We start from the raw sequence: 3,221 nt of genomic DNA, 5'->3' as shown, positions 1-3,221 counted from the left end.
TCCAACCTTACCAGATCCGTTTTCCGTTCCGTTTCCGGTTCGGATTTCATTTCCGGTGGCCGTTGGGGGCCTTTGCCTTTCGGCGTGTTCACTACGTTAGCCGATTCCCTCGGTTACTCATAATCGAGTTTCGCGAGTTCGCATTTCGGCATGCGGGCACGCCGAAATGATCCCCGCTGAGGGAAGTTGTAGGTAGTGGTTTGGCCGCTTCCGGTTGCTGGCTGAGCGCCATACCCGGTCAAGCGGCTCGGGCTACGTTACGGATCCCGCAAGACCGCGTCAAGTTCGGCGCCGTCGCGGGGTATGGGGCCGATAAGGGCTCACCGTCGGGTCGTTGGCGATCCAGAAGCGCCACGGGTGGACGCCGCCGTCGCCGGAGACTCCGGTTCGCGGTCCGCTGAGTACCTGGTCAGCCGGGGCCGGGGTGCCGTGCAGGATCGTCACCGGGGAGTCGGCGGGGACGCAGGCGTCCGTGCCGTCGAGGGTCCGGTCCACGTCCAGGGCCGTGGCCAGGCGCGCAGGGCCTTTGGCCAGTTCCCTGTCGTTACGGGCCGAAAGTCGGCGTTTGCGGGCGAACTCGTCGCCCTCGGTGATCTCGCCGGCACGGAGGAGGACTCCACTTGCTGTGCCCGGCGGGCCGCACACCAGATTCATGCAGTGCCACATGCCGTACGTGAAGTAGACGTACACGTGTCCGGGCGGACCGAACATCACGCTGTTGCGGGCGGTCTGTCCTCTATACGCGTGGGAGCCGGGATCGTTCGCGCCGTCGTAGGCCTCGACCTCCGTAAGACGGAGCTCGATCGGGCCGTCGGCGGTGTGACGTACCAGGGTGCGGCCCAGGAGGTCGGGGGCGACGTCCAGGACCGGGCGGTCGAAGAACTTGTGGGTCAAGGGCGTACGGTCAGGGGCCGCGATCATGCCGTCCGAGGGTAACGGAACGGGCGGGCCGGGGGTCTGCGGAACCGGGCGCCGGTGTACCGCGTTTGTAGTCAGCAGGACCAGCAGGTTCCGTCATCGCGATTTCACGGTTCACCTATGGAGGAGATCGAGTCATGGGCTTCAAGCGGCTGTTGGCAAGTCTGGGTGCGGGCGGGGCGTCCGTCGAGACGGTGCTCACCGAGGCCAATGTCGTGCCCGGTGGAGTCGTACAGGGTGAGGTGCGCATCCAGGGCGGCTCCGTGGACCAGGAGATCGAGGGCCTCTCCGTCGGCCTGCAGGCGCGGGTCGAGGTCGAGGGCGGCGAGCAGGAGACCAAGCAGAACATCGAGTTCACCAAGGTAAGGCTCGGGGGCGCCTTCGCGCTGCAGGCGAACGCCGTGCACGCGGTGCCGTTCGGGCTCGAGATCCCCTGGGAGACCCCGGTCACCACGATCGACGGGCAGCAGCTGCGCGGGATGAACATCGGTGTGACCACCGAGCTGGAGATCGCCCGGGCCGTGGACTCCGGGGACCTCGACGCCATCAGCGTGCATCCGCTGCCGTCGCAGCAGGCGATCCTGGACGCCTTCATCGCGCTCGGGTTCCGCTTCAAGAGTGCGGACATGGAGCGTGGGCACATCCGGGGCACCCGGCAGAAGCTGCCGTTCTACCAGGAGATCGAGTTCTTCCCGCCGCAGCAGTACCGGGGGATCAACCAGGTCGAGCTGAGCTTCGTGGCCGACGACCGGGAGATGGACGTCGTCCTGGAGATGGACAAGAAGCCCGGCCTGTTCAGCGAGGGCAGTGACACGTTCCGCTCGTTCGTCGTGGGGCACAACGACTTCCAGGGCACCGACTGGTCGGCGTATCTGCACCAGTGGCTGTCGGAGGTCGGCAGCCGGCGGAACTGGTTCTAGGGTTTCAGGGGCGAGGCTCCGTGCAACCCGTGATTCTGTCGAACCCGTGATCCAGGAGGTGTCGTCGTGACCGAGCAGCCCGAGCGGGCGCCGCTCCCGCATGATTTTCATCCGCAGGTGCCGTCGTTCACCGTCGTGAGCGAGGACTTCGAGCCGGGTGGAGTGCTCGACGACGCTCAGGTCCACGCGGCCGGGAACACCTCGCCGCAGTTGCGGTGGGAGGGCTTCCCGCCCGGGACCAAGAGCTTCGCCGTGTCGTGCTTCGACCCGGACGCGCCCACGGGCAGCGGGTTCTGGCACTGGTCCGTGTTCGACATCCCGGTGTCGGTGACGGAGCTGCCGGCGGGCGCGGGCAGCGGCAAGTTCGAGGGACTTCCCGAGGGCGCCGTGCAGGTCCGTAACGACTACGGGACGAAGGAGTTCGGCGGTGCCGCGCCGCCGGCCGGGGATCCCGCGCACCGTTACGTCTTCACCGTGTACGCGGTGGACCAGGAGAAGCTCGGTCCTGACGCGGACGCTCCGCCCGCGTTCGTCGGCTTCAATCTGCGGTTCCACACGCTCGCGCGGGCGCAGGTGATCGCCGAATACGCGGCTCCCGCGGAGAGCTAGCGTTCATTGAACGTTTGCCCGCCTCTGGTCTTGGAATTGATCAGGGGCGGGCATTTTTTATTGCGTTGTCCATCTCGGCGTGCACGGCCAGAGTTGACGCACGGACGCCGAGGGGTGATCCGCTGCGTACGGGAGGTGGGCAGGGTGCGGGACACATTGGTGCTGAACGCGAGCTTCGAGCCGCTCTCGACGGTGACGCTGAACCGAGCCGTCGTGCTGGTGCTTCAGGACAAGGCCGTCGTGGAGCAGGCCCACCCCGAGCTGCGTATGCGGGGAGCGGCCCTCGACATACCGGTGCCTCGGGTGATCAGGCTCTGCAGGTATGTCCGGGTGCCGTTCCGAAGACGTGCGCCGTGGTCGAGGCGGGGTGTGCTCGTACGGGACCAGCACCGGTGCGCTTACTGCGGGCGGCGGGCGACGACCGTGGACCACGTGGTGCCGCGGTCGCAGGGTGGCGCGGACGCGTGGCTGAACACGGTGGCGTCCTGCGCCGAGGACAATCACCGCAAGGCCGACCGGACGCCTGAGCAGGCCGGGATGCCGCTGCTCCGGCAGCCGTTCGAGCCGACGCCCGCCGACGCGATGCTGTTGTCGCTGGGGACGGACGGGCGCGCGGGGCTGCCGGTGTGGCTGGGGCAGCAGAAGGTTGCGGCGTAGGGACGGCCGAACGAAAAGAACCGAGCACGGCAGAGCGGGCCGCCGACCTTGAGGTCGGCGGGCCGCCCCCGCGCGGGGCGCGGCGTCCCCCGAGCCGTGTGGGGGGGGGGAGGCCCG

Annotated in this window: 4 protein-coding genes; 3 read left to right on the top strand and 1 reads right to left on the bottom strand. The window is 67.9% G+C overall.

Annotation, left to right across the window (positions count from 1 at the left end):
* Window positions 1-279 precede the first annotated feature (279 nt).
* Complete coding sequence (locus tag AB0J02_RS43550) at window positions 280-921, bottom strand: DNA-3-methyladenine glycosylase (protein ID WP_363199474.1); 642 nt, start codon at window positions 919-921, stop codon at window positions 280-282.
* Window positions 922-1,055: 134 nt separating this feature from the next.
* On the opposite strand from AB0J02_RS43550, the gene AB0J02_RS43545 reads away from it, so the two are divergent.
* The 3 genes from AB0J02_RS43545 (at window position 1,056) to AB0J02_RS43535 (ending at window position 3,104) form a co-directional block, all read left to right on the top strand.
* The gene (locus AB0J02_RS43545; protein ID WP_363199473.1) at window positions 1,056-1,838 is read left to right on the top strand and encodes a sporulation protein; all 783 of its coding nucleotides are present in this window, start codon (window positions 1,056-1,058) and stop codon (window positions 1,836-1,838) included.
* A 66-nt stretch (window positions 1,839-1,904) separates the two neighbouring features.
* A complete protein-coding gene (locus AB0J02_RS43540; protein WP_363199472.1) occupies window positions 1,905-2,447 on the top strand; it encodes a YbhB/YbcL family Raf kinase inhibitor-like protein in 543 nt (180 codons plus the stop codon).
* A 144-nt stretch (window positions 2,448-2,591) separates the two neighbouring features.
* Window positions 2,592-3,104, top strand: a complete 513-nt coding sequence (locus AB0J02_RS43535) for an HNH endonuclease (protein WP_363199471.1) — start codon at window positions 2,592-2,594, stop codon at window positions 3,102-3,104.
* Window positions 3,105-3,221 lie beyond the last annotated feature (117 nt).

The organism is Streptomyces sp. NPDC050264, assembly GCF_040655895.1.
Lineage (GTDB): Bacteria > Actinomycetota > Actinomycetes > Streptomycetales > Streptomycetaceae > Streptomyces.
The sequence above is the reverse complement of the archived record's forward strand: the minus strand, read 5'-3'. Positions and strand labels throughout refer to the sequence as shown.

What these genes read in the sequence shown, in the direction of transcription:
- AB0J02_RS43545 (WP_363199473.1), top strand. Translation starts at nt 1,056, where the DNA reads ATGGGCTTCAAGCGGCTGTTGGCAAGTCTGGGTGCGGGCGGGGCGTCC.
- AB0J02_RS43550 (WP_363199474.1), bottom strand. Translation starts at nt 921, where the DNA reads ATGATCGCGGCCCCTGACCGTACGCCCTTGACCCACAAGTTCTTCGAC.